The organism is Vibrio sp. KUL78 (genome assembly GCF_059725505.1).
On record NZ_AP045837.1, the window covers coordinates 67,674 to 92,141 of the forward strand.

Below are 24,468 nucleotides of genomic sequence, written 5' to 3' on the forward strand. Positions count from 1 at the left end.
AAACTAGCAAAGATGAAGTAGTAGCTTAACCGTTTAATACAGAACATGTTTGTTGTGCATGTCAGCAATGATCTGGATAGAACCTTCTTGAAATTTTTACGTAAGCCCAAACTGACGACAAAGGAACCGAGTGCTACGCGTCGACCTAAATAGCTTGCGATAACTATTAATTTTGACTGCCAGTTAGCTCGTGGTATTTTTCTTTTGCTTCTTCGAATGTATCAAAAATAAGAACATTCACAGAATTGTACCCTGGGTAGAATTCTGACTCCAGATACACGCCATTCCTAAAATTAGTAAGCTGGTCTTCAGTTATAATTGGGAAATTTTCTTGGATATCAGAGTATGATTCAGGGCGGCAGGGAGGTGCAGTTTTTGTAAACAGAACATTAAATACTTTTCCTTTTTGAAAGTATGCCACAGCTTGATATTGATTTTTATCTCTTCCAATCCACTCGATAGCTTTGTTCAGTTTATCGATGTCGGGCTTCATTTTATCAAAATCGAAGCTGGGACAACTAACTTTGTATGGAGTAAAGTTTTCTTCGAGCGCGTCGATATAGAAAGGCTTACTTTCTAGAGACCGCTTCACTCGTTGATAGGGACTATCTTCAATATTACCTGAAACGAATTTTTCACCAATTTGTCTACTCGCAATAATTCTTTCGTGTTCAATACCAGCTTGAGTTGCTTTCAACTCAGCAATATCCAAAGCTTCATCGTACTTAGAGCACTCGTTAGGCATAATTTGGTGTAATTTACATGTAGAAGCTTGTTGAGAGGCTTCTTCTATATCTGAAAGCTTTCCGCTATCACACCCCAATAACACCAAAGAAGTTAAAAAAAGTGTTTTCTTCATCCTACCTCCATACGAAAGTCATAACCCCCCAGCGAACCTAGTTTTAATGCCGTAATATCGGATACAAAAAGTACTGAGCATTGCGATTCCACCTTATTATAAGCTACTCATCCCCAAAACAGCCATTGTTGAATGCAACAGACAATCTTTTTGAGAACTCATGTTCTAATTTTTCAATGTAGTTCCTTTTAGTTTACGACGTATCTATAACGTGCTGATAAAATGAAGCAAAATTGGCAAGACCACAAAGCTCTACCTAGCCAAAACTGCACAAGGTAGGCCGTCTCCTTTGGGTAATTTGTTAGTCGCAAACATTGCTGGAAACTAAAACTAACCAGAATTAGTGCACCTAAGTCAAAACTAGAATTGTGACTCACTCGGCTATCTCGCGTTTCTGGTACTTCAGTAACACAGCAGCCAAGCCTAAAATCGGTTCTGAATTACCTGTACCCTAGTTCCAAGGTTCTGGAGCTGTCAACGTACGGGCAAATGTAGCAATTCAACCTGCTACCAACCAAATTAAGATGAAAGCCGTTTTATTTCTTTAATTCGCAGTTGATTAGCTTTCCAGTTCAAGAATGCGTTGAGCAAAAGCATTACGCTCCTCTAGTAAAGAGTCATACATAGAGTAAATCTCATGTATGTGTGCCATTAGCATAGCTATAGTTTCTTTGTCATCATTGCGCTTTGCTTCAGCAAGCTTGCGCTCAAGATTCTCGTTTCGTTTTAGTAGCTTATTTGTTTGGTCTTTTTGCTGTTCAACCAAAACTCTTTCTTTTTGTTTTTTCTTAAGGTTGTTGATCATTTCCTTGATGTCAGGGTGACGATTGTAAATGAGCGAATGCGATATACCACATTTATGAGCCACTTTGCTTATGGTGATCGATTCATTGCTTTGTTCAAACTCTCTTACACAAGATAATAGTTGCTCTCTGGTACTCATATTAACTCTCTCCAGTTGTTTTTTCGTCAATTGGCATGGTTGAAGCTATCTTGCTTATGATTTCATTAGCAGCAGTAAGGTTGTCTTCTAAGCCTGTTAAGAAAGACTGGTAGCGGGAGGTGTCAGGTAAGGTGTTGATACGCGCGATCTTTTGCTCACAGTTATACTTAATGGCTTTCCAGTATGGTAAGTGTTTGGGGGTGGCATAGTATGTATCACAATACAAACAATGTGAGGGGTCAGATGCATTCTTGATTTTGCATCCTGCACCTTTAGTACAATAGCCATGCGGCAGACCTCTCACGCTATCACAGTGGCGAGTGGCAAAATCAATTAACTCCTGAGTGGTGTTGAAGTGTGGTTGTTGTGCCGTTGTATAAATGACCTCTGATTGATTGACGTTCAACTTGGCAAGGAACTTGGAAAGCAGGTCACCACCACCGCCTGCTACTTGTTTCTGCTTCGCTGACTCTACTATGTCTTCAAGGGCCTGTTTGTTGGTTAGCTCCTCAAAGTATTCAATGCACGTTCTAAGCTCACTGAGGGATTCATAACCACGCTCAGAATAAACAAACGTCATTACACGATTAAGATGCTTGAATTGGTATTTAATATCATCCAAATCACCTAATCGATTGGCGATAATAAACCAAGCAAAAGTATGCCTGAACTGATGCGATGTGAAGTTAAATAAATCACCAACTTTGTATTTTAAGCCTCGTTTGCCGCTTTGCTGGCTGACGGATTGGTAGTTACAGTTCATTCTTTCTAGCTGCTCGATGTCACTCGATGTCACGTGAAATGAGTGTCGGTTCATAGAGATAACGCCATTAGCATCCGAAGCTCTACTAGTTTCTATAAATCTAGTGGTACATCTAGTGTGTTGAATGCCGAACAATCGGTTGTCTTTCAGTCCTCTCTCGTACTTGGCAATTTGACTTCTAGACATAATGTGCAGGTGGTACTTAAGCAATAGCCTTGCGCGTTCCTTGTAAACCTCATTAATCTTACTCAGCAAGTCAACTGCATCAAACACGATTTCATTTGCTACCCAATCTAGCTCTATAGTTCCTTCGGTAGTTTTGGATAGTTGGCTTTTGATGGTGAATACGGTATCTCCAGTTTCCAATCTACGAGAGTGACAGTGGTTTTTAAGCGCATGGACTTCGCTATCACGCATTCCAGTGAACGCTAGTACCAATGTGTAGACATGGAGATTTAAGTCCTTAACGACATGATGCAATCTATTTATATCAGGCAATAATTTTTTGTTGTTAGTGCGAAGCACATTGCGGGGCCTTTTACTATTACCAAGCTTAATTCTGTTGTTGGCTTTGGTGTGTATGTCGATAAATGATTCGAGGTTTGCCTTTGCATCATTTATGTAGTTGGTTGATGACTCAATCACTAACTTCATCACCTTTGTTGGAATAACGGAGTGTTTTAGTCGATGCTGCTCTTCATGTTTGGTGATTTTTGAGGAGGTGAGTTCATCGACCAGTGGAATCAATAGTGAGCTATCAACTAAACCATATGTATGCAGAAACGTTAACCCCTCTCGGAGGGTCTTAGCAGCAGAGGTGTACCTTTCCTGATCCATGCCACCTTTAGATTTGGGGGCGTTCAAAAAGTCTGTGATTAAATTTCGAAGTTTCAACTCTGGTGACTTGTTTAAACCTCTAAAAGACTTGTAACCTTTTCTTAGTAAGAAAGAGCAAAAGAACTTTAATGTGCGAATCCGAGCTGCGACTGTTTTCCACTTGTACGGTGCACCGCCTTCTACGGTTCCACAGTGTAATGCCGCGACCATCATCGCCTTAAGTTCGTAGTCGAAAATTAGTGAGCTTGTATCAATTACAAGCCCCTTTTCCTTTACTGATTGTCTAAAGTAGTTACCACCAAATATCATCGGCTTCTCACCCAGTGATGTTGTATCCCACAATATAAGCTGAGATAGCTTGTTAATATCTCTGGTGGATAGCTTCTTTACCGAGATATTATTACTGACATTTATGATGGTTGAGATTAGTTTATTGAGATCGGACATTAAAACTCTCCATCAAAAATCGAAAAGGATGGGGTAGCGAACTCCCAGTCTGGATGAATACCGTGTTGCTTAATGAGCGCAAACCCATCCTCTACTGCTTTACTTTTTCTCTCTCGTAGGTTGTCAATAATGTCATCTACGCGCTGTTTTAGAACATTGATGTTGGTGATCTGATTGTCGGTATCGTCAAAATCAACAACGGACATTTCCATATCTTGTAATATGTAGTTCTTATAACTGAGCAGTTTCCATACATGCTCAGCGTCAGCGACTACACGGAAATACTTACACCAAACGCAACTAAGAAAATCTGCACACATTTTCTGATTGCTGTTTACATTAGTTTGATGTAGTTTTCGATGCTCTCTAGCGTAGCGTTTAGTTTCTTCGTTTTGACCTTTCGCTGCACAAGTGCCTGTGGGTACTATTTGATGCTGATTAGCGTTCATGTCTGTAATAATGTGAATGTCTGATGATACTTCCTTGCCAGTAAAGTAGTCGGACATTATTTTAGTTGCCTGGCTGAGAGAGTAACGAGATTGTTCAGGGTTGATCCGTAAATAGTTAGACTCAAACACATCAAAAGAATGTTTGACTGTACTAGTGTACTTCTTGATATTTTTATTTACTTTTCGATAGATATGATTAACACCACCTTTGCGGATTTTTTTAGCCACAAATGGAACACTACACCCTGCTTTTTTTAGTAAGGTGCTAAGGTGTTTTACTGCTGAGTATTCAAGTTTTAATACTTCATCATTGCGCGGGTAGATAAACAGGTAGTTTCTGAGCTCTGTTTGTGCCCTGAGCTCAGTGGTGAGTTCATCGCGAATAGTTAACAAATCCGCTATAGCGCTTTTCAGGGTGTTTGATTTTAACTCTGACTTATCAAAGGTATATGTGTCACTTCGATAGCCAGATCTGGCTTTTTGAAGAACGATAGCATATTCGGTTTTGTTGGTGATCGGAGATACTACCTCAGCAATGTCGTCACATTCTAACCTAAGTAATGGGCTGATATTCCATCCAGTTTTTAGTACTACCTTACCAAAAGTAAGTAAGATCCTGTGATATAGGTTTGTGCGACCATCGCGCAATAGTTTTTCAATATAAAAGGCTAACTCGCGACACTGTTGCTCTGTGTAGAAATCATCAGTATTTAGGCGCTGTTTATGCTTGACAGTTTTAGTACTCTTGATTGGGTAAGTATTGTTAAAAGGAATGCCAAACTCCCGCAAGAGCCATGACAAACTGCTTCTATATATTCTGGCAGTTATCCTATTGAATGAGCCATTGTTCACGCTAGATTGTAGTTCAGCTAAGAGGTGATTTTGAATAAGCCCTCCATCTATACCAAATCCATTAATACCATGTTGTCTGAGAATAGCTAGATGTTGGTGATTCAGCGTTCCGCTGTACTTATTCAGTAGCGATTTTAGTTGTTGGTAGTTGTGATAAACTGTGACCATCGAGTAATCCCTCTGGTCTATATCTACCTTGCATGACTCAAGAAAGCTGGCAAAGTCTGTGTAAAGTGGATGAGAAATGACTTTAATGCTTGAAAAGTCACACAGAAGTTCTCGATTATTATCTATGTTAGGAAATGAAAACAAATTATCTCGAAACGAACTTAGCTTAGGTGTGTTATCAGGGTAAATACAGGTGCAGATTTCATGTATCAAGGAAAACACCCAACTTGGTAAGCTGGAGGAGTCATGAAGTTGCTTAAGTGTTTTATCGCTATTTAATAGCGCCTTCAATCCATCAGCTAGCATAGTCGAGTTTAAATCATCTGAGAGTTCAGACTGTAAAATCGGCAACGCTCTTTTGAATCCTGTAAGCTTGTCACGGACACTTGCTGCTTTAAGGTGTGAACTTTTGGAGTGACCAATAACATTTGAATACTGTTCAATATCGTTAAAGAGAGACTGAGAGATGCGATATAGCTCAGTAAAACTAACTTCATACTTGCCTTTCGCGATGATCGACTTTTGTATAAATGTTTCACTATCGTAGTGCGACAACATAAGCTGAAAGTGAATGGAATTATATCTATCCATTTTGGCAGCATCGGTCAGAATGTGAGTGTTGTTAACAAATGCGCCTAAGCCATATTTTGCCAATAGTTCTCGATAGCTGTCTTTTTGCATCAGTTTGATAAGCGTGGCGTGTGTACTAGCCTTGATGTCCCTTAGTTGTTTTTGCGGCCTGTCGGTATCCAACACTTGATACACAAAGTCGCGGTAATGGTTAAAAAGAAGATCGGAAGCGCCATAAAGCTTCGCTATGTCGGTCACATACCCTTTAAGGTCTATTCTACTTGGTGGCTGCAAGTCAATGTCATTATTGAACAGCCTAGCAAGTGTTATAAATGCGTTTTTAATTCCTTTGCCTGTCCTCAGAGCTGCATACTCAAGGTGGTCCCACACTCTATTGTTTTTAAGGGCCGATAATCCTTGTCCTAGTAATGCCTTTAATGATTCGAGGTTAAGCATACCCATCAACTTTTCAAATTTAGAGCAGATGAAACCAATCTGTGATGCAACAGTCCTCTCGGTCTTGTTCCATTCGGCTTTGTTAGCCATATAACGCTTATGACAAAACTCAATATCATTAGCTAGTTGTTCACTGTGGACTAATATTCTATCGAGTCGGATGTTGTGTTTGGGATTACTAAATGCAAGAAACATCTACCGAACTCCTATCTCTAGTTCAGTTACTTCAATGCTAAACTCTTGCTCTAAACCTCCAAACACATCCTCAACCCAAGATCTCATGCGCTTGTCATAAGTGATGGTTCGTGCCAGATGAATGTATTTCTCAGTAGTCGAAAAATTAGAGTGTCCTAATAAAGACATTAGCTTGTATTGGATGAATCCAAGGGGTAAATCTTTCTCTAACAAGAACCGTGCTAATGAGGTGGCATAAGTTGAACGTAGATCATGAAAAGACCTATCAAACTTGATTTTACGGGTGACTAGTTCTTTAGCAGCACTGGACGTAACATTGGTGATCGACCCTTCATTTAGAGCATTGCCAGAACGGTTGATAAAAAGTGGCCTGTCTATTTCGGCATTCTGGTTTGTACTCCATTTGGCAGAGCGTTTTAGTCTTTCTGGTGAGTTTCTATAGCTCCAAAGTCTCGACATCAAAGAACGTGGTGCAAGTACCTGTCTATGTTTATTAAACTTACCAAGTACATCAATGCTGTAAACTTTGGTGTCGTCTAGGTCTGTATCGACAATTTCAGACTCCTTTAAAAGTACCACTTCAAAAGCTCTTAACCCACATAATAACGCTAAATCTGTCCATAGTCTGCGGGACTCAATTTGCATGAAGTTTGTAGAGTAGAAATCCTTTAACTCCTTTTGGCTATATGGAGAAAGTCCATCGTTCAACACCATTTTCTTTTGCCGGTGCTTTTTAGGAATGGTTAAGTCATTAGTTTGAACTACTATCCCTTTATCATTACTGACGGACGAAAATATCAGGTCAAACTCTGCGGTAGCGCGCTTCTTCTTAATCACCCTGTCGGTATATTTAAATGGCAGCTTTTCTACTCGACATGTTTGCCAAGCCCATTCATATAATTGTCTAACATGTGATATGTATAAATTTGCTGTATCGAGCGATAGCTCATTATGTTTGATTTTGTCTATCAAGTAGGTGCGAAAGCGATAAGGAGGTAACCACTCTTTTGTTTTCTCTGATGCTGAGACAGCATATAGGTCTTTCCATTCTAATCCAGCGGCCTCTAACCACACCAGAAAGACTTTAAGCGAGTTCGCAATGCTTCTGATCGTTTTTACCGTTACACCGCCCAAGAGATTCTTATGACCACCTCTAGAGGGACGAAGAAACTTTCCTTTGTAGCGATATTCAAGGAACAGGTTTATCTCTAAACAATCTTTTAATCGTGTATCACTGAAAAGTAGTGGGAATTTATCGACCTCATGATGGCGTTGATGGTCAATATTTCGAATCTGATACTCGCCTCCAATATCCAGTAACTCTCCACCAAACGATGGTAGTGAGCCTAAGTTAAGCTTGGTTTGAATGATTGAGATCATAGATAGTGCCCTGTCATATATAAACCATATGAGATTTAGTCTCTATAGCTTAGTTGTGGGATAACAGAAGTGCACTGTTACTATAGATGAGTTTAGTACCTAAATAAGGAAGGTGTAACTAACAGCGCTGTACCAGACTCGGTCACCATGACCGGCACTTGGCCATTCGGTGAGATATCTAAAAACCACTGCGGTTTGTCTTTTAGACTGATGTACTCAATCTCGTAAGGGATTTGCTTAGCTTCCAGTGCTGCTGTCACGCGTTGAACAAAGGGACAAATCTTAAAGCTAACAATCTTAATCATGTTGGTTTCCTCACTAGGATGTAATTCAGGTGTACTGCTTCAGTACTTTCACTAGTAAGACGAGGAGAGGTTGAAAAAGACGAAAATAATTTCAAAAAAGTCGAAATATTTTTTAGGTGAGGGAACTAAGGCAATAAAAAAGCGCAAGCTTGTTATGAAAAACAGATGCTTGCGCCTTGTGTTTCGTTTGCCGATTTTTATCAACGCTTATTCAGGAACAATCCATTCCACCTTAAAGTGACCTGTTGCTGGGGCAATTTTCTCTTTAAGGTACGGCAAAATCTCTTTCATCTGCTGCTCAAGCATCCACGGTGGGTTGATAACAATCATGCCCGAAGCCGTCATACCACGCTCGTTGGTGTCAGGAGACACCCCAAGCTCAATCTGAAGGATCTTGCTAATGCCGAGTCCTTCTAGACCGTCAATCATGTCATCGATGTCGTAACGGTTCACCACTGGGTACCAAATTGCGTAAATACCCGTTGCCCAGCGCTTATGGCTCTGTGCAATCGCGGTTACCACATCACGATACTCTCTGGCGAGCTCGTAGGGTGGGTCAATCAACACTAGGCCGCGACGCTCTGCTGGTGGCAGGCTTGCCTTAAGGCGTTTAAAACCGTCTTCTTTGAAGATCTTAACCTGACGGTCGCGATGAAACTCTTGCTCTAGTAGCGGGAAGTCACTTGGGTGCAGCTCGGTCAGTACCATACGGTCTTGCGGGCGCAGATGCGCGCGCGCCACACGTGGTGAACCTGGGTAGTAACGCAGTGAATCGCCGTTATTTAGCGTATCAATCGACTCGATGTAGCTGGCGATGTCTTCTGGGATGTCTGAACTACCCCAAAGTCTGCCGATACCTTGCTTGTATTCGCCCGTTTTCTCCGACCATTCGTGGGTCAGATCGTAGCGACCAACGCCAGAGTGGGTGTCGTGATAAACGAATGGCTTTTCCTTGTTTTTTAGAGAATTAAGGATAAGACTTTGTACTATGTGCTTCACGACATCGGCATGGTTGCCCGCGTGAAAACTGTGACGATAGCTCAGCAAAATAATGACTCGGTTAGACAATAATGCACGAAGTATAACCTCTTCTTTCTCGAAGCGGCAGAGATCTTACAACTTCGTCATGTCGTAAGGATTGAAATTCGAGTCCAATGACTACATTTATTTAATAATTACGCTCACTTGCTACCAAATGAGTGAGGGAACCCAATAACTAAAAAGGGACGCTGCATGTCAAACCCATTACTGACGTTTACCGACTTACCTCCTTTTTCACAAATTAAACCAGAACATGTGAAACCAGCAGTCGAGCAAGCGATTGATGCCTGCCGCGCGAAGATTAATGCGGTGCTTGAAGGCAATACTAACCCGACTTGGGACAATGTTGTTGCGCCAATCGAAGAGATTGATGACAAGCTAAGCCGCCTTTGGTCACCAGTGAGCCATATGAATTCCGTCGTGAACAGCGACGAGCTGCGCGAAGCCTATGAGAGCTGTCTACCTATTTTGTCTGAATACGGCACTTGGGTTGGCCAGCACAAAGGTTTGTATGAAGCATACAAAGCGATCAAAGCCAGCGATGAGTTTGCTGCGCTCAGCCAAGCTCAGCAAAAAACCATCAAAGATTCCCTACGTGACTTTGAGCTTTCAGGTATTGGTTTGCCAGCAGACGAACAGCATCGCTACGGCGAAATCAGCAAACGCATGTCAGAGCTCGGCTCACAGTTTTCGAACAACGTGCTGGATGCCACTATGGGCTGGACCAAGCACATCACCGATGAGAAAGAACTCGCGGGTATGCCGGAATCAGCATTGGCCGCCGCGAAGGCAGCGGCTGAAGCGAAAGAGCTTGAGGGCTATCTATTAACACTCGATATCCCATCTTATCTTCCGGTTCTGACATACTGTGATAACCAAGCGCTGCGCAAAGAGCTGTACGAAGCGTACGTGACTCGCGCCTCGGATCGCGGTCCGAATGCGGGTAAATGGGACAACACAGAAATCATTTCTGAGCAGCTAAAGCTGCGTCACGAGATTGCACGCCTACTTGGTTTTGGTACCTTCAGTGAGAAATCACTGGCGACCAAAATGGCTGAGAGCCCAGCACAAGTGCTTGGTTTCTTGAACGATCTTGCGACGAAAGCGAAGCCTCAAGGTGAGCGTGAAGTTGAAGAGCTACGCCAGTTTGCTGAAAAAGAGTTCGGTGTGACTGAGCTAAATCTTTGGGATATCGCTTACTACAGTGAGAAGCAAAAGCAGCACTTATTCCAGTTCTCAGACGAAGAACTGCGTCCATACTTCCCAGAATCAAAAGTGGTTAGCGGCCTGTTCGAAGTGCTTAATCGCGTCTTCGGTATGAAGATTACTGAACGTGAAGGCGTGGATACTTGGCATGAGTCGGTACGCTTCTTTGATATCTTCGACAGTGAAGGCACACTGCGCGGCAGCTTCTACCTAGACCTCTACGCTCGTGAGCACAAACGTGGCGGAGCATGGATGGATGAATGCCGAGTGCGCCGCACCAATGCTGACGGCGAACTGCAAACTCCAGTGGCTTACCTAACGTGTAACTTCAACAAGCCAGTGGGCGACAAGCCTGCTATGTTCACTCACGATGAAGTGGTGACGCTATTTCACGAAACGGGCCACGGCATTCACCACATGCTGACCAAGATTGACACCGGTGCCGTGTCTGGTATTAACGGTGTGCCTTGGGATGCGGTCGAGCTACCGAGTCAGTTCCTTGAGAACTGGTGCTGGGAAGAAGAGGCGCTGGCATTTATTTCAGGTCACTACGAGACCGGTGAGCCATTGCCAAAAGCGATGCTAGACAAGATGTTGGCAGCGAAGAACTTCCAGTCGGCGATGTTTATCCTGCGCCAGCTTGAGTTCGGTTTGTTCGACTTCACGCTGCACACGGAATACGATCCAGACATTGGCGCACGTGTACTAGAGACGCTCGCGGATGTGAAATCCAAGGTCGCCGTATTGCCAAGCTTGGAGTGGAACCGCTTCTCGCATAGCTTTAGTCACATCTTTGCTGGTGGCTACAGTGCGGGTTATTACAGCTACCTATGGGCAGAGGTGTTGTCTTCAGACGCGTACTCTCGCTTTGAAGAAGAGGGCATCTTTAATAAAGAGACCGGTCAAAGCTTCCTGAACAACATTCTTGAAATGGGTGGCAGTGAAGAGCCGATGGAGCTGTTTAAGCGCTTCCGAGGTCGTGAGCCGCAGATTGATGCGTTGCTGCGTCATTCTGGGATTAGTGCTTAGTTAGCAAGCTTGAAATAGATGAGAGCCCCTGATTTTTGGTTGGGGGCTTTTCGATCCAAATGATATATTCCCCAGTGAATAACTATTGAATAAAACCTTCCAAAAGCCATTTCGTTGTCAATATGCACTCCCCAACCATCCTCTCGATAATGTCACTCACTTTCATTCTTCGAAAAAACAGAAGTATCATTTCAGCCAAAATTAGGTGTTATTAACCATTGCTTACAAAGCCTTATTCCCTTTGGGGTTCGAATAAAAATCAAGTTTGTTTTAAATCAAAGAAGCGTCCTAGAGTGCATGCAAGCACTCCGAAAGTTAATTACAAGGATATTGGGTTTCGGGTAACTTAATTTGGCTTTCCGCTTACGCATTAATTGTTAATAAAAATGCAAATTAAGAGCGGGGCGTTTTCATCATTTTATTCAGCGATTGTTTTTTATCGGTTTGTCATTCTACCGATGTCGACTGAATTTACTTGGAGAGTTACCCCATGACTAAAAAGTGGTTCACTGAAACCGTTGAGAATACCCAGCAGATGCAGGGTGTGTCGGCGGAGCAAGGCCTGACTTCAAAGGAAGTAGCCGAGCGTCAATCACAATACGGAAAAAACGAGCTGCAAGAGAAGGCAGGCAAATCTGCGCTTGAGCTGTTCATCCACCAATTTAAAAATCCACTGATCTTCATTCTTGGTGTCGGTGCCATTGTTTCCTATTTCACCGGACACCTAGTGGATGCGATCGCGATTACGGCGATCATCTTTATCAACGCGTTGATTGCTTTCTGGCAAGAGTTCAAAGCTCAGAAAGGCATGGAAGCGTTACGTCAAATGGCGGCACCGTCGGCGCAGGTTAAGCGTGATGGTGAGTGGATTGACATCCCTGCGAGCGACATCGTTCCGGGTGATATCCTAAAAATCAGCACAGGTGACATCCTAGCGGCTGATGTACGTATTCTAGAGGCTAACCGTCTATCCATCGATGAAGCAGCGTTAACAGGTGAGTCTGAGCCAGTAGACAAGACGTCAAAGGTTATCGAAGACGAAACCGTGGGTCTTGGCGACCAGCTAAACATGGGCTTTATGACCACGATGGTGACATCAGGCACAGGTCTAGGTGTAGTGGTGGCGACAGGTATGCAGACCGAAGTAGGTCACATCGCTGACCTAATGGCGAACACCGAAGAAACCAAGACACCAATGCAAGAGCGCATGGACACCATTGCTAAGACGCTAATGCTTGTCGCATTGGGTGTGGTAGCGGTTGTGTGTGCTATCGGTCTTTACTACGGTATGCCTTGGCTAGAGATCCTAAACACAGGTATCTCACTGTCTGTAGCCGCGATTCCTGAAGGTCTTCCTACGGTTATCACCATCGTTCTAACTATGGGTTCTACTCGCATGGTGAAGAACAATGCACTTGCTAAGCAGCTGGCTGCGATTGAGACGCTAGGTTCGACCACGGTTATCTGTTCAGATAAAACAGGTACGCTGACTCAAAACCAAATGCAGGTAATGAAGGCGTACGATGCAAGTGGTCGTTACTGGGAAGTAAGCGGTAAAGGCTTCAGTCCTGAAGGTCAATTCAAGCCGCTATCGCACAGTACAGATGCGAAGCAAAGCCCAGAGATGATGAAAGGTCTGGTCGTCGCGACACTATGTAACGATTCTGAGTACATCATGGACGGCGACAAGTCGACCGTGCGTGGTAACCCAACTGAGGGTGCTCTGATTGTGGCAGCAGCGAAGGCAGGTCTGAACCAGTCTGAGATGCTAACGTCAGGTGGCTACTCTATCGTTGAGAAATTCCCGTTCGACTCTTCTCGTAAGATGGCATCGGTTATCGTGAAAGGTCCTGAAGGCAACCACTTCCTTGCTATAAAAGGTGCGCCAGATGTGATTCTTCGCAACGCAGCAGGCTTCATGGTTGACGGTACATCTGTTGAGCACACGCCAACAGTTTCGGACGGCAACCTAGCACTAGCGACGAGCCCAAGTGCTGAGATCGTTGCAAACTACGAAGCGGCGATTGCAAACTTTGCTCAAGACGCACTACGTACCTTAGCGGTTGGCTTCAAAGAGCTTACAGAAGCAGACCTAGAGCGTGACTTCGAAGAGCTAGAGAAAGACATTACGGTACTGGGCCTTTACGGCATCATGGATCCACCGCGTCCAGAAGTACGCGATGCGATTGAAAGCTGCTACCAAGCAGGTGTGAGAACGGTAATGATCACCGGTGACCACGCGTTAACAGCGGCAGCGATTGCACGTGATATCGGTATCATCCGTAGTGAGAAAGATTTGGTTGTAACGGGTGCAGAGCTTGATGAGATGGATGATGACAAGCTTCGTCAAATCTGTCCGGAAGTTGCAGTATTTGCCCGTGTAACGCCAGAGCACAAGCTGCGTATCGTTCAGGCTCAGCAGTTCAACAACGAAGTCGCAGCGATGACAGGTGACGGTGTGAACGATGCACCAGCACTGCGCCGCGCTGATATCGGTGTTGCTATGGGTATTACTGGTACGTCTGTAGCGAAAGACTCAGGTGACCTTATCCTACTGGATGACAACTTCAGCACTATCGTGAAAGCGGTGCGCCAAGGTCGTCAGATCTTCGATAACCTTCGTAAGTTCATTCGTCAGGCTCTGACTGCGAACGTGGGTGAAGTATCGGTTATCCTGTTTGCGTTCCTAATGATGGGCCCAGAGGCTATCTTGCCGCTAACGCCACTAATGATTCTATGGATCAACTTGGTATCGGATGGTCTACCAGCGCTAGCGCTAGGTGTTGAGCCAGAAGAGAAAGATCTGATGGAGCGTAAGCCTCGCAAACGTAACGAGAGCTTCTTTAGCGACCACCTAGGTACTCGTATCCTAACTCGTGGTCTAGCACTGGGTGGCATGAGCTACATGGCGTTCAACTGGGCACTAACCAACGGCTTCTCTGCGAACTACGCACAGACAATGGCATTTGCGATGCTAGTCTTTGCTCAGCTATGGCACCTATTTGACTCTCGTACATTTACGTCGCTATACCGTAGAAACCCATTCACCAACAAGTACCTACTCGGTGCGGTATCGGTGTCAGCGATTCTATCGCTAGGGGTTATCTACACAGGTCTAGGTCAGCTAATCTTCAACACTGAAGCACTAGCAGCAGGTCACCTATTCGGTGTCATCATGGCCGCATCACTACCGACGCTTGTTATGTCTGCAGTGAAAGAAGCAACTAAGACTAAGTGGGTTTAATCCTTCACTTAAAATAGTAAAAAAGGCGCTCCGATGAGCGCCTTTTTTTGGTTTTGTGTCCCTTTAAATGCATAGTTTCCCGAGAGGTTCCGTCATTCCGCTAGCCGCGCGCCTACGCAGGCAGGAATCTACCAACAGCGCGCGTTGACCGAGCGCACACCAACCCTACGGATTCACATTCCGACTAATCGGATTCTGCAACGAAATCAACGTCTCCGTCGATTGCACCTCTTCAATCGCCTGCAGCTTATCGATCAGTACGTGCTGCAGCTCTTCAATTGAGCGGCACATCAACTTCACGAAGATGTTATACGCACCAGTGGTGTAGTAGGCTTCGACCACTTCATCCAAGGCATTGAGCTTTTCTAGCGCCGAGTGATAGTCACGCGCAGCGTATAAGTTAATACCGATAAAGCAGCACACGTCATAACCAAGCTTTTTGGTGTTCACTACCACCTCAGTACCCTCGATAATCCCAGCCGCTTTCATCTTCTCAATACGCACGTGAATCGTCGCTGGGCTCACATCAAACTGTTTTGCCATTTCGGCATACGGGCGACGAGCGTCTTCCATCAAGGTTTTTAGGATCGCTTTATCCAGATCGTCGAGATTGTTGGTGCCGTGCATATCGAATCCTTTGTCTGAGTGAATGGGCGACATCGCGGAACACGTGCCGTTTCATTGGTGCACAAGCTTATCACTATTTTTGCGCAGCCGTCTTTGTGTCGATCACGCTTATTGGTCGCGCTATCGACTTGAGGTACACTGGCGCCCATTGCCTTTTATCGGAGCTTCACTTTGCACATTCAACTCATTTGCGAACATCAACCACGTCAACCAGAGCTTCAGCAACTTGCTGAGCGTTGGGGATTGGTGGCGTCTGACGATTCCGAATTTGCGTTGGTGCTGACCGAACAAAGACTTGAGCTTCGAAAACTGGATGAGCCGAAACTGGGCGCAATTTACGTCGACCTTGCTGGTGGTGCGGTGGCGCACAGACGCAAGTTTGGTGGTGGTAAAGGCCAAGCTATCGCTAAAGCGGCGGGGCTAAACAAAGGGGCGACACCAACGGTGCTTGATGGTACTGCGGGTTTAGGTCGCGACGCTTTTGTATTGGCTTCACTTGGCTGCAAGGTGCAGATGGTAGAGCGCCATCCTGTGGTCGCCGCATTGCTTGATGATGGCCTTGAGCGCGCGAAACAAGACTCTGAAATTGGCGAGTGGGTGAGTGAGCGTATGTCACTGCTGCATGCGTCGAGCCTAGATGCTTTGGGTGAACTTGCCGATGATAATGCGTTTACCAAGCCCGATGTCGTCTACCTAGACCCAATGTATCCGCATCCAGAGAACAAAAAGAAATCAGCGCTGGTGAAAAAGGAGATGCGTGTTTTCCAATCTTTGGTTGGCGCAGATACCGATGCAGACGGACTGTTGGAGCCAGCTCTTAAGCTTGCCGCAAAACGCGTTGTGGTCAAACGTCCAGACTACGCTGAATGGCTGGATGAGAAAAAACCGACAATGGCGATTGAGACCAAAAAAAATCGTTTCGATGTTTATGTCAACGCATCAATGAGTTAATCCTTTCCTATATGTTTTTTGAGTAACTTGCTCTGGTGTAACTGGAGCAAGTTACTTGCAACTGCTGCCAATTGACGTTATATCTAACTAAGAATCATTCCTGTTTTCGTTGTGGTTAGTTGGAGATTAAGTGGTATGACTAAACGCTTGTGCAAGTTAAATCGTCGCGACATCAGTGACAACCTTGGTGACATCCATCGTTTGGTCGCAGAGCCTAAGTTCCTGTGCCGCTCCTGCTCACGTTCATCTGCCGATAAATCCACACTTTGCAAACCAGCTGCTATTCCGCCAGCATCTTGCCAGAGCAAGCCACTGAGTGAGCAGCAGCAATGCGGCGTGTTGGCTGAAGCGTTGCCAATCACTACCACGTCGAAACTCTCTAAGGCTGCCAATAAAGCCGAGCCTAAATCAGCGACCGATGTTCAAATGGCTGAAGCGTTAAGCCTAGATACAATCGATAAGAAGTCGCTGAAGCGTGCGAAAAAAGCACTCAAAGCGCAGAAAAAGGCACAGAAGAAATTGCGTAAGGTACTGAAGAAAAGTCAGAAGCTACTGCGCAAGCAGAGCAAGCTGGAGCACAAGTATCAGTTAGCAGCAGCCACAGTTGAAAAGCAGGTAATGAAAGTGCAGCCAGAACAGCTGCACTAATAAGATCTTTATATTGAGCGAAGCCTAGCTGTTTGCCAGTTGGGCTTCTGCTTTTGGTTTGACCCAAAGCTCGTTCACCACCAGTGACAGCAAAATAATCCCACCACCAATCGATAGCTTCACCAAGTCCACATCGCGATTCCAAATCACAATGTTAACGATAAGCCCCGCTGGCACCAGAAGGTTATTCATCACCGCCAGTGCACCAGCGTTAACCATTGTCGCACCTTTGTTCCAGATAAAGTAACCCAACCCAGAAGCAATTGTACCTAGGTAAATCAGTACACCCCACTGTACGCCAGTGGTTGGCATCTTATCGAAGCTACCAAAAATCGAGAATGCGATGGTCGCAACCACAGTCGCGCCAATGTAGAAGTAACCAAACACACTGTGCTGCGGCAATTCTACTTGCTCTTGCTCCATCACGTATTTGTAACCCACCTGACCGATGGCAAAACAGAGATTCGCGCCTTGCACGACCAAGAAGCCCATCAAGAAGTTTTCATTAATGCCAGCAAACTTAATGAACGCCGCGCCAGCGACCGCTATTGCTGCCGTCACCAAATACCATGGCGAGAAGCGACCTTTGAGCAAGTCATAGAACAAGGTGACGTAGATCGGTGTGAATACGGTAAACAGCAGTACTTCCGGTACCGAAAGCAGCAAGAATGATTGATAGTAGAAGCAGTACATCAGTCCTAGCTGGATACCACCAATCGCCATCAGTTTGGCTTTGAGCTTGTTGGGAACTTGCTTGAACTTAGTGAACGGTAAAAAGACAAGTGCCGCCAAGACAACGCGCATCAGTACCGAAAACCAAGAGTCGACCTGACCCGCGAGATAAACCCCAATTAGGCTGAAAGAAAAAGCCCAAAGCAGGGTAATAGAATAGAGATAACCCATAGTTAACAATTATCATTTAATAGCAGATGCAGTCAGTGTAACACTTTTCGTCACGATGAGAGATCCGATCAAAAAAGGCTTCCGAAGAAGCCTTTTGCTATTTTTAGTCTTTGATCGGCACGACCAACATGTCGACGGGTGAGGTGTTGATAAGCTGTCTGGTAGACGACAGGATTTTGCTCCAAAAGTCCTGATGGTGACCACACACCACCAAATCGACATTGTATTCACCGATGGTATCGCGCAGCTCATTACTTAAATCACCGCTGCCGACCAACGAATGTTTGATCGGGTAGTTGGCATACTCGGCAAAATCTCGTAATTGCGTCATCGAGGCTTCCATGGCCTGATGTTGCGTCTCAGCCATATTGAGGTCAATCAAGCCGGTATAAAGCTCGGCATAGTTGACATCGATATGGATAAAAGACACCTCGGCATCCAGTGGTTTCGCGAGTGAGACCGCTTTGTCTATGAGCATTTTGCTTTCTTCTGAGAGATCTAATGCGACCATAATATGTTTGTAACTCATAACGCACTCCTCCTGACGTTAGTCCTAGTAAAAACATAGCATTTAGCGGCCGAAAATTATGTTGATGTGATCTCAAATCAGCCGTCATGGCTATAAAACTGTGCCGTAACGTGACCCAGTGCGAAGGTTTGTTTCTCAATAATTTTCTCAACTACAAGACGATAAATTGTGAGCAAAGTCGCCAAAGTTTTCTAGACTCATAGTAAAGGTTGAGTACACCGTTGTTACCAAGTTTGGGTATGAGATCAGAAGACTCCTCAATTAGTTATGTTATAGTGGCGTTAATTCCAGTTACGAAATTAGGAGTCGTAAATGCTTTCTCCATCGATGGTTCAACACCTGAACGAGCAAATTAACCTCGAATTCTTTTCATCCAATCTATACTTACAAATGAGTGCTTGGTGTGAAGATAGAGGATTCGAAGGTGCGGCTGAATTTCTTCGTAAGCACGCGGACGAAGAAATGCAACACATGCATAGACTGTTCACTTACGTCAGTGAGACAGGTGCTTTACCTGTTTTAGGTAGCATTGAAGCGCCACGACACGACTTCGAAAGTTTGGGCGATGTGTTCCGTGAAACCTATAAGCATGAGCAAATGATTACTGAGAGAATCAACAAACTGGCTCATGTCGCGTTCACAGCACAAGACTACTCAACCTTTAACTTCCTTCAGTGGTATGTTGCGGAGCAACATGAAGAAGAAAAATTGTTTAAAGGGATCTTAGATAAGCTAGAACTCGTAGGTGAGAATGGACAGGCGCTGTTCTTCATCGACAAGGACTTAGCGACATTAGCGAAAGAGGGTTCTTCTTCCATTATGGACGCCCCAGCTGGTTAACATCAGCGATTAAAAGCCGTTTGATCGTCTTTTTCTCTTGGGTGTCTTGGAAGATGTAGGGAGGAAAAGATGATCAGTGGAGACACTATTCTACTAGCATTGATGCTTATTACCTCAGTCAATATGGCGAGGTATCTGACAGCACTACGCGCACTTATATTCATCATGCGTGAGGCGCATCCGCTCTTGTATCAACAAGTCGACGGACGTGGCTTTTTCACCACACACGGCAACATGTCTAAACAAGTGCGGCTGTATCACTATCTCAAAAGCAAAGAATACCATCACCACCATGATCCGGTGTTTACGGGTAAATGCGATCGCGTTCGTGAGCTGTTTGTGCTCTGTGTCGCGCTTATCGGCGTCACCCTGTTTGCGGGTTTCTTGCTCTAGACGAGTGAAGCAGTCATAACCAACGTTGTGGCATAGAGTGCCATGACGCGCTTGGTGTCAGTCTCCGACTTCGATGGTCTGTAAGAGGTTGGAAGAGTTGGCTTTAGTCGGTGAAGCCGCTAGAATAGCGCCAGATTGTTGAAGGGATGTGCAATACGCACATCCTTTTTTTGTTCAAATTTTGTCGGAAAACCGTGATGAATCAGAAAGTTGATGTGGTAATTATTGGTGCAGGCGCTGCGGGGTTGATGTGCGCAGCAGAAGCGGGCAAGCGAGGTCGTCGCGTGCTGGTGCTTGATCACGCCAAAAAACCGGGTCGAAAAATCCTGATCTCTGGCGGTGGCAAGTGTAATTTCACCAACTACGATGTGTCGGCAAACAACTACCTGTGTCAAAACCCGCACTTCGTAAAGTCGGCGCTGTCGCAGTACACCAACTGGGATTTCATCTCGTTGGTGAGTAAGTACGGCATTGAGTTTGAAGAGCGCGACCATGGTCAGCTGTTTTGCTTAGAGTCGGCGAAAGATATCGTTAGAATGATGCTCTCTGAGTGTGAATCGCCAAACATCCAGTTCCGCTACCAAACCGATGTGCACAGTATTGAGAAAACCGAGCAAGGCTTCTCTTTGCACGCCGATACCGACCTCATTGAATGTGAGTCCTTAGTGGTCGCAACGGGGGGGCTGTCTATGCCAAAACTGGGTGCGACACCATTTGGCTATAAGATTGCTGAGCAGTTTGGTTTGGAAGTCGTGCCAACCACCGCAGGTCTGGTGCCATTTACGCTACATAAAGAAGACAAAGAAGACTTTGCCGAGCTTTCTGGTATCGCGGTTCCAGCGGAAATCACCGCTAATGATGGTACGTTATTTAAAGAAGCGTTGTTGTTTACCCACCAGGGCTATCCGGTCCATCGGTATTGCAGATTTCCTCTTTCTGGAAACCAGGGCAAAACGTGTCTGTAAACCTAGTGCCAGAGGCCGATATCGAAGAGCTGTTGACGCGCTCGCTAGAGAAACACCCCAATCAAAGCCTGAAAAATACCTTGGCGCGTGTGCTGCCAAAGCGCTTGGTCGAAGTGCTGATTGAGCGCAAAGTCTTTGCAGATAAACCGCTTAAGCAATATAACCCGAAAGAGCTGGTGGCGATTCGCGAATCTCTAGAAAATTGGACCATTGTACCCAATGGCACCGAAGGTTATCGCACCGCAGAGGTGACGCTGGGTGGCGTCAACACTAACCACCTTTCTTCTAAAACTATGGAGTGTAAGTCTATCGAGGGCTTGTACTTTATCGGTGAGGTGATGGACGTGACGGGTTGGTTAGGGGGTTACAACTTCCAATGGTGCTGGTCATCAGGGTTTGTTGCGGGTCAGCACGTATAATCGTTCCAACACAGCAATCGTGAATCAAATGCAAAAAGCCGCATCCTAGGATGCGGCTTTTGTCGTTTTAAGCCAACTGATGTTGCAAGCGAGTTAGTTAAGTTCCCACTTCGCCACAATCGCTTCCGCACGAGCTAGCAACTCAGTGCTCGATGTCGATTGCATGAACGCCGCATTATCATGTACTTGCTCTACCGTGTGTGCACCGGCAATCACAGGTCCTACTTCTTCTTGCGCCACAAGCCAGTGGATCGCTAGGTGCGAAAGCGGAATGTTGGCTTCTTTAGCTAAAGCTTTTAACTCTTCCACACAGTTGAAGTAAGGTTCAAACGCGTCGCCGTTGAGCTTAGGGTTATTGCGACGGTCGTCGTTTTCATCCCAGTTACCAGAGCGCTTTAACGTACCCGTCAGCAGACCCTGCATCAGCGGTGAGTACGGCAGATACTTCATGTCGTGCTCTTTACAGAACGGTAGGGCTTCTTCACGCGCACGGTACTGCAATGGAATGTTGTGGTAGTGTTCTGGGTTTTGCTCAAGTAGGTTGTAGAGACCCTGGAAGGTCGCTACTTCAACGCCCGCCATCATTTCACGCGTCATATCGAGCGAGTAGTTCGACACGCCGACGTGGCGAATTTTGCCTTGTCGTTTAAGCTCAGCCAGTGCCTCTGCGGTTTCTGAGATTGGTGTGTTTGGATCTGGCCAGTGCACTTGGTACAGGTCGATGTATTCAGTTTGCAGGCGCGTTAGGGAGTCATCAATCTCTTTGAAGATGCTCTCTTTTGTCAGGTCTTTACGGGTCTTTTTACGCTCATCTTGAGACCATGGCAGACCACATTTGGTCGCGATGATAATGTTGTCGCGAGGCTCGGTTTTCAGCGCTTGGCAGAGTACCGTTTCCGCATGACCTTTACCGTAAACCGGTGCAACATCGAAAAAGTTGATGCCATTGTCGATTGCCGCTTTGATTGCTTTGATGGATTCATTGTCAGAGACGTTGTTCCAAGTCCCGCCGATTGCCCAGCAGCCAAAACCCACCGCTGAGGCATTAAGATCTTTGATTTGTTTGTTTTTCATCATTCGTTCTCTTGTCTTCTCATTCAAGGGTCGGGATTGGATTACTTAAGTTCCGGCCAGTACTCTTTGTTCGCTTCGATCATGTCATCAAGGATAAGCTTCGCCACTTTCGCTGATGGAATGGTCTTGTTGAGCGCAAAGGCTTGTAGCGCTTTGTCGTAAGAGCCTTCAATTGCAGCATCAACCAAGCACTTCTCAGACATTAGCTGTTGCTGCAGCATGCCTTGGTAGAAATGTGGCACTTCACCCACTTGGATTGGGTAGACTTTATCGCGGCCGAGTAGCGCAGGCACTTCCACCATCGCGTCATCTGGCAAGCCTTTGATGATGCCGTTGTTAGGAATGATCACTAGCCACTTCTGGCGTAGGTCATAAGCCATCGACATCGCTACGTCTGCAATAAACTCACCGTGTACGCCAACGTGGAACTTGCCTTCTACGTTGCCATCTGATGCTTTGATCTGCTCAATCGCTTCAAACATCTTCTTCTCACGACCTTCCATAACCTCGTTGGCACGAGTGTGCTCAGGGTTAGACTGAGCCACGATATCGTCAGCCATTAGGTAGTATTGAAGGTAAGTGTTTGGTACGTATTCTGGGAACATCTGCATCAGAGGCTGAGTGTTCTTGAAGGTCTTGATCCAAGAAGGCTCAGAGTGACACGCGTTCTCCACTTCTTCTTCTGTCAACATGCCGAATTTTTGGATGTGGTTACGAAGGAACGGGATCTTTTCTTCGCCATCAACCTTGATAGACGTAAACCAGCCATAGTGGTTCAGACCGAAGTACTCAACGTCGAGATCATAACGATTCACCCCAAGGATGTTCGATAGGTTACGCTCAATCGCTACTGGCATATCACAGATGTTAAGCACGCGAGCGTTAGGACGTAGGCGGTGAACCGCATCAGCTACAATCGCCGCTGGGTTCGAGTAGTTCAGCATCCAGCAAGATTCTTTAGCGAAGCGCTCCATATGATCGATAAGCTCAATCATTGGGAAGATAGTACGCATGCCGTAAGCCAGACCGCCCGCACCACAAGTCTCTTGGCCTACACAGCCGTGACGAAGTGGGATTTTCTCGTCGGTTTCACGCATCTTGTACTGACCGACGCGGATCTGAGCAAACACGAAGTCTGCGTGAGAGAAAGCCACTTCTGGCTCTGTCGTCACCGTTAGTTTCACGTGTGGAGCATGAGTTTTGACCACGTAGTCCACCAATACTGCAACGTTGTCTTGGCGCTGTGCATCGATGTCGTACATGCGGATTTCCGCGATAGGGAAGTCATCCCCTTTCATTAGAAGAGCTTTAACGATACCGGCAGTGTATGTTGAGCCGCCGCCTGCGATTGCGATGATTTGTGGTTGTTTGGTCATAACCAACTCCAATGTGTTTTTGAATGCTGTTCGGATGTTTAAAAGGTCATGTAACTTATAACCTATCTTGAATAGGTCTCATCCTATGGATTTGTTTTGATGTGACAAATTAAATACCTTTAATGTGTGATCGTATTCAAACAATAGTTGGGATTGGTTATGGAAATACGGGTTTTTTATGCCCTCTTTTACGAGATAAGTAGATCGCCAGTTTGTGAGCGTTAGGGTGAAACCAGGCTTCGGTATAATCAAAATAACGACCATCTTCGAGGTTGGATATTGAGCGCAGGTTCATGATCGGGTGGCTTTTCTCCATTCCAAGCAAGGCCATGATCTCCTCATCGGAGTCGACGGCGGTGAACTCTTGGCGACTGCCTTGGATCAGCATCCCTTTCTCATGCTCGACATAATCGAATTTCGACTTTTGTAACGTAGAAATATTCAGGTCGGGAAACAGTGCGACCGGCATATAGCTGTCTTCGACAATCCTTGGCTGATCATCAATAAACTTCACTCGACGTATATAATACAAGGGCTCATTAGGTTTTAGGCCTAGCAGTTTATGGACGGGCGCATTGTCACTGCTCATCAAAAACTGCGTCACCTGATACTTCACGGTCTTATTGTTGTGGGTCAGAATTTCAGAGGTACCAGCCAGACTATTAAGCTGATGTGAATATTGCTTTTCCAGTACATAGGTACCAGAACCACGGCGTTTTTCGACCAGCTTGAGCTTAACCAGTTCATCCACTGCTTTGCGAATGGTGATGCGGCTGACTTGGTACTCTTCAATTAACTTCTTTTCTGTCGGTAATGCGGAGCCAACGCAGTACACATCCGCGTTGATTTTCTCTTTTAAGCTTTCTAGTACTTTTACGTATAGCACGATGTCATTTCCAAAAAATTATTGGTTATATCAATATCACAATAACATAATAAATTGGTTCTATATCTGGTCATTCATCACATTCTAGGTACAACAAAGTTGTTATGACTTCT

18 protein-coding genes and 2 pseudogenes are annotated in these 24,468 nt (G+C 45.3%); 7 read left to right on the forward strand and 13 right to left on the reverse strand.

All coding sequences use genetic code 11. The features are described 5' to 3' along the window. Positions 1 to 166 precede the first annotated feature (166 nt). The 7 genes and pseudogenes from AC6I8Y_RS00325 to AC6I8Y_RS00355 form a co-directional block, all read right to left on the reverse strand. Complete coding sequence (locus AC6I8Y_RS00325) at positions 167 to 859, reverse strand: hypothetical protein (RefSeq protein ID WP_498020606.1); 693 nt, start codon at positions 857 to 859, stop codon at positions 167 to 169. A gap of 559 nt (positions 860 to 1,418) precedes the next feature. Then, entirely contained in the window at positions 1,419 to 1,802 is a 384-nt protein-coding gene (locus AC6I8Y_RS00330) for a DUF6262 family protein (protein ID WP_498020607.1), read from the reverse strand. Position 1,803: 1 nt separating this feature from the next. Further along, positions 1,804 to 3,849: a hypothetical protein gene (locus tag AC6I8Y_RS00335; protein WP_498020608.1), complete on the reverse strand. Its 2,046-nt coding sequence runs from the start codon at positions 3,847 to 3,849 to the stop codon at positions 1,804 to 1,806. Further along, positions 3,849 to 6,539, reverse strand: coding sequence for a hypothetical protein (locus AC6I8Y_RS00340; protein ID WP_498020609.1), 2,691 nt, complete (start codon positions 6,537 to 6,539; stop codon positions 3,849 to 3,851). Before AC6I8Y_RS00340 ends, AC6I8Y_RS00335 begins: the two co-directional genes overlap by 1 nt. Then, on the reverse strand, positions 6,540 to 7,919 hold the full coding sequence (locus AC6I8Y_RS00345) for a tyrosine-type recombinase/integrase (RefSeq protein WP_498020610.1): 1,380 nt from the start codon (positions 7,917 to 7,919) through the stop codon (positions 6,540 to 6,542). It lies immediately after the preceding gene. Between the two features lie 95 nt (positions 7,920 to 8,014). Further along, positions 8,015 to 8,224, reverse strand: a pseudogene (locus tag AC6I8Y_RS00350) (glutathione S-transferase N-terminal domain-containing protein); the annotation flags it as partial. 207 nt (positions 8,225 to 8,431) lie between these two features. Then, on the reverse strand, positions 8,432 to 9,271 hold the full coding sequence (locus AC6I8Y_RS00355) for a 23S rRNA (adenine(2030)-N(6))-methyltransferase RlmJ (protein ID WP_498021407.1): 840 nt from the start codon (positions 9,269 to 9,271) through the stop codon (positions 8,432 to 8,434). Positions 9,272 to 9,457: 186 nt separating this feature from the next. Between AC6I8Y_RS00355 and prlC the strand changes: the two genes are divergently transcribed. Then, positions 9,458 to 11,500, forward strand: a complete 2,043-nt coding sequence (prlC, locus tag AC6I8Y_RS00360; RefSeq protein WP_498020611.1) for an oligopeptidase A — start codon at positions 9,458 to 9,460, stop codon at positions 11,498 to 11,500. A gap of 490 nt (positions 11,501 to 11,990) precedes the next feature. Next, a complete protein-coding gene (locus AC6I8Y_RS00365; protein WP_498020612.1) occupies positions 11,991 to 14,744 on the forward strand; it encodes a cation-translocating P-type ATPase in 2,754 nt (917 codons plus the stop codon). A 165-nt stretch (positions 14,745 to 14,909) separates the two neighbouring features. Here the strand turns inward: AC6I8Y_RS00365 and asnC are convergent, their stop codons facing one another. Continuing rightward, a complete protein-coding gene (gene asnC / locus AC6I8Y_RS00370) occupies positions 14,910 to 15,371 on the reverse strand; it encodes a transcriptional regulator AsnC (protein WP_042502002.1) in 462 nt (153 codons plus the stop codon). Positions 15,372 to 15,542: 171 nt separating this feature from the next. Between asnC and AC6I8Y_RS00375 the strand changes: the two genes are divergently transcribed. Both AC6I8Y_RS00375 and AC6I8Y_RS00380 read left to right on the forward strand, forming a co-directional pair. Further along, positions 15,543 to 16,322, forward strand: coding sequence for a class I SAM-dependent methyltransferase (locus AC6I8Y_RS00375; RefSeq protein ID WP_394153894.1), 780 nt, complete (start codon positions 15,543 to 15,545; stop codon positions 16,320 to 16,322). A 135-nt stretch (positions 16,323 to 16,457) separates the two neighbouring features. Beyond that, entirely contained in the window at positions 16,458 to 16,970 is a 513-nt protein-coding gene (locus AC6I8Y_RS00380) for a hypothetical protein (RefSeq protein WP_498020613.1), read from the forward strand. A gap of 24 nt (positions 16,971 to 16,994) precedes the next feature. On the opposite strand, the gene AC6I8Y_RS00385 is transcribed toward AC6I8Y_RS00380, so the two are convergent. After that, on the reverse strand, positions 16,995 to 17,873 hold the full coding sequence (locus tag AC6I8Y_RS00385) for a carboxylate/amino acid/amine transporter (RefSeq protein ID WP_498020614.1): 879 nt from the start codon (positions 17,871 to 17,873) through the stop codon (positions 16,995 to 16,997). Positions 17,874 to 17,976: 103 nt separating this feature from the next. After that, the gene (locus AC6I8Y_RS00390) at positions 17,977 to 18,402 is read right to left on the reverse strand and encodes a universal stress protein (RefSeq protein WP_042477795.1); all 426 of its coding nucleotides are present in this window, start codon (positions 18,400 to 18,402) and stop codon (positions 17,977 to 17,979) included. A gap of 312 nt (positions 18,403 to 18,714) precedes the next feature. Here AC6I8Y_RS00390 and ftnA point away from each other — a divergent pair, with 312 nt between their 5' ends. The 3 genes and pseudogenes from ftnA (at position 18,715) to AC6I8Y_RS00405 (ending at position 21,019) form a co-directional block, all read left to right on the forward strand. Then, complete coding sequence (gene ftnA / locus AC6I8Y_RS00395; protein WP_394153887.1) at positions 18,715 to 19,242, forward strand: non-heme ferritin; 528 nt, start codon at positions 18,715 to 18,717, stop codon at positions 19,240 to 19,242. A 69-nt stretch (positions 19,243 to 19,311) separates the two neighbouring features. Then, the gene (gene uspB / locus AC6I8Y_RS00400) at positions 19,312 to 19,635 is read left to right on the forward strand and encodes a universal stress protein UspB (protein ID WP_042477798.1); all 324 of its coding nucleotides are present in this window, start codon (positions 19,312 to 19,314) and stop codon (positions 19,633 to 19,635) included. Positions 19,636 to 19,832: 197 nt separating this feature from the next. After that, positions 19,833 to 21,019 (forward strand): annotated as a pseudogene (locus tag AC6I8Y_RS00405) (BaiN/RdsA family NAD(P)/FAD-dependent oxidoreductase). Between the two features lie 93 nt (positions 21,020 to 21,112). On the opposite strand, the gene AC6I8Y_RS00410 reads toward AC6I8Y_RS00405, so the two are convergent. From AC6I8Y_RS00410 to AC6I8Y_RS00420, 3 genes are all read right to left on the reverse strand, one after another. After that, positions 21,113 to 22,096 carry an aldo/keto reductase gene (locus tag AC6I8Y_RS00410; protein WP_498020615.1) on the reverse strand — a complete coding sequence of 328 codons (984 nt, stop codon included), beginning with the start codon at positions 22,094 to 22,096 and terminating at the stop codon, positions 21,113 to 21,115. Between the two features lie 38 nt (positions 22,097 to 22,134). Beyond that, complete coding sequence (locus tag AC6I8Y_RS00415) at positions 22,135 to 23,469, reverse strand: 6-phospho-alpha-glucosidase (protein WP_042502015.1); 1,335 nt, start codon at positions 23,467 to 23,469, stop codon at positions 22,135 to 22,137. Between the two features lie 157 nt (positions 23,470 to 23,626). Beyond that, positions 23,627 to 24,355, reverse strand: coding sequence for a GntR family transcriptional regulator (locus AC6I8Y_RS00420; RefSeq protein ID WP_498020616.1), 729 nt, complete (start codon positions 24,353 to 24,355; stop codon positions 23,627 to 23,629). Between the last annotated feature and the right edge of the window lie 113 nt (positions 24,356 to 24,468).

Bases quoted from the DNA above. Each gene is read 5' to 3' on its own strand.
- AC6I8Y_RS00325 (WP_498020606.1), bottom strand. From the start codon at position 859: ATGAAGAAAACACTTTTTTTAACTTCTTTGGTGTTATTGGGGTGTGAT.
- AC6I8Y_RS00330 (WP_498020607.1), bottom strand. From the start codon at position 1,802: ATGAGTACCAGAGAGCAACTATTATCTTGTGTAAGAGAGTTTGAACAA.
- AC6I8Y_RS00335 (WP_498020608.1), bottom strand. From the start codon at position 3,849: ATGTCCGATCTCAATAAACTAATCTCAACCATCATAAATGTCAGTAAT.
- AC6I8Y_RS00340 (WP_498020609.1), bottom strand. From the start codon at position 6,539: ATGTTTCTTGCATTTAGTAATCCCAAACACAACATCCGACTCGATAGA.
- AC6I8Y_RS00345 (WP_498020610.1), bottom strand. From the start codon at position 7,919: ATGATCTCAATCATTCAAACCAAGCTTAACTTAGGCTCACTACCATCG.
- prlC (WP_498020611.1), top strand. From the start codon at position 9,458: ATGTCAAACCCATTACTGACGTTTACCGACTTACCTCCTTTTTCACAA.
- AC6I8Y_RS00365 (WP_498020612.1), top strand. From the start codon at position 11,991: ATGACTAAAAAGTGGTTCACTGAAACCGTTGAGAATACCCAGCAGATG.
- asnC (WP_042502002.1), bottom strand. From the start codon at position 15,371: ATGCACGGCACCAACAATCTCGACGATCTGGATAAAGCGATCCTAAAA.
- AC6I8Y_RS00380 (WP_498020613.1), top strand. From the start codon at position 16,458: ATGACTAAACGCTTGTGCAAGTTAAATCGTCGCGACATCAGTGACAAC.
- AC6I8Y_RS00385 (WP_498020614.1), bottom strand. From the start codon at position 17,873: ATGGGTTATCTCTATTCTATTACCCTGCTTTGGGCTTTTTCTTTCAGC.
- AC6I8Y_RS00390 (WP_042477795.1), bottom strand. From the start codon at position 18,402: ATGAGTTACAAACATATTATGGTCGCATTAGATCTCTCAGAAGAAAGC.
- ftnA (WP_394153887.1), top strand. From the start codon at position 18,715: ATGCTTTCTCCATCGATGGTTCAACACCTGAACGAGCAAATTAACCTC.
- uspB (WP_042477798.1), top strand. From the start codon at position 19,312: ATGATCAGTGGAGACACTATTCTACTAGCATTGATGCTTATTACCTCA.
- AC6I8Y_RS00410 (WP_498020615.1), bottom strand. From the start codon at position 22,096: ATGATGAAAAACAAACAAATCAAAGATCTTAATGCCTCAGCGGTGGGT.
- AC6I8Y_RS00415 (WP_042502015.1), bottom strand. From the start codon at position 23,469: ATGACCAAACAACCACAAATCATCGCAATCGCAGGCGGCGGCTCAACA.